A 1868-nucleotide genomic window follows, 5' to 3' on the forward strand; every position below is an offset into this window, starting at 1 on the left:
GCGGCCTGCCCGCCCCCCGCAGCTGGGACCCGCGGGGCACCGTCCTCGTCACCGGCGGCACCGGCGCCCTCGGCGCCCACGTCGCACGCTGGCTTGCCCGCACCGGCGCCGCACACATCCTCCTCGTGAGCCGTTCGGGGCCCGACGCCGAAGGGGCCGCCGCTCTCCTCGCCGACCTGACCGCCGCCGGGGCCCACGCCGACATCGTCGCCTGCGACGTCGCCGACCCCACCGATCTCGCCGCCCTCCTCGCGTCCATCCCCGAGGAACGGCCCCTCACCGCCGTCTTCCACACCGCCGCGGTCCTCGACGACGGCGTCATCGGCTCCCTCACCCCCGAGCGCCTCGCCGAGGTCCTGCGGGTCAAGGTGGGCGGAGCACTCAACCTCGACGCCGCCACCGCGCACCTCGACCTGACCGCGTTCGTCCTGTTCTCCTCCTCCTCGGGCGTGTTCGGCAGCCCCGGCCACGGCAACTACGCCCCCGGCAACGCCTACCTCGACGCCCTCGCCGAGGACCGCAGGCTGCGCGGCCTACCCGCCACCGCCGTCGCCTGGAGCGGCTGGGCCGACGGCGGCATGGCCTCCGGAGCCGTCGGCGAACGCCTCCAGCGCCACGGCGTACGCCTGATGGACCCCGCCGTCGCCGTCACCGCCCTGCAGGGCGCCCTCGACCAGGACGACACCGCGCTCGTGGTCACCGACATCGACTGGGAGGTGTTCGGCGCCGAACTCGACAAGGGCCGCCCGCGCCGCCTCTACGCCGGCCTCCCGGAGATCGAACGGCTGCGCGCCCGGCGCCCCGCCCCCGCCCCGAGCACCTCCGACGGCGGCAACGAACTCCTCGCCCGGCTCGCCGCGCTCACCGACTCCGACCGCCGCCACGCCCTGCTCGAACTGGTCCGCGCGCACATCGCGTACATCCTCAACCACCCCAGCCCCGACGACGTCGAACCCGCCCGCGCCTTCCGCGAACTCGGCTTCGACTCCCTCACCGCCGTCGAACTGCGCAACACCCTCGGCGAGGCGACCGGCATGCGGCTGCCGAGCACCCTCGTCTACGACTATCCGACCCCCGCCGCGCTCGCCGAGCACCTCGGCGAGCTGCTCGCCCCGGCCACACCGGCCGCATCCGGCGGCGCCGTCGCCGTGGCGCGCGGCGAGAGGGCCGAGGACCCCGTCGTGATCGTCGGGATGGCCTGCCGCTTCCCCGGCGACGCCGACACCCCCGAGCGGTTCTGGCGGCTCCTGGCCGACGGCACCGACGCGATGGGCCCCTTCCCGCAGGACCGCGACTGGGACCTGGACGCCCTGTACGACCCCGAGCCCGGCAAGGCCGGCCGTACCTCCACCCTCGTCGGCGGATTCCTCGACGGCTTCGCCGACTTCGACCCCGGTGTCTTCACCATCTCGCCACGCGAGGCACTGGCCATGGATCCGCAGCAGCGTCTGCTGCTGGAGATGGCCTGGGAGACGTTCGAGCGGGCGGGCATCGACCCGCGTGCGCTGCGCGGCAGCCGCACCGGCGTCTTCGCCGGCACCAACTACCAGGACTACACCTCCCGCCCGATCGACCCGGGCGACGAGGCCGGCGCCCACCTGGGCACCGGCACCTCCGCCAGCGTCCTGTCGGGCCGGTTGTCGTACACCTTCGGTCTGGAAGGCCCGGCGGTCACCGTCGACACGGCCTGCTCCTCCTCCCTGGTGGCCCTCCACCTGGCCGCGCAGTCACTGCGCAGCGGCGAGTGCGACATGGCGCTCGCCGGCGGTGTGACGGTGATGTCCACCCCCGGTCTGTTCGTGGACTTCAGTCGTCAGCGGGGTCTTGCGGCGGACGGTCGGTGCAAGGCGTTCGCTGATGCGGCGGAC

Annotated in this window: 1 protein-coding gene; it reads left to right on the top strand. The window is 74.5% G+C overall.

From position 1 onward, the window contains the following. A partial coding sequence (locus AWZ10_RS37500; protein WP_159058501.1) for a type I polyketide synthase occupies positions 1-1868 on the top strand: 1868 nt, incomplete at both ends.

Source organism: Streptomyces europaeiscabiei (assembly GCF_001550375.1).
In the GTDB taxonomy this organism is placed as follows: Bacteria; Actinomycetota; Actinomycetes; order Streptomycetales; family Streptomycetaceae; genus Streptomyces; species Streptomyces europaeiscabiei.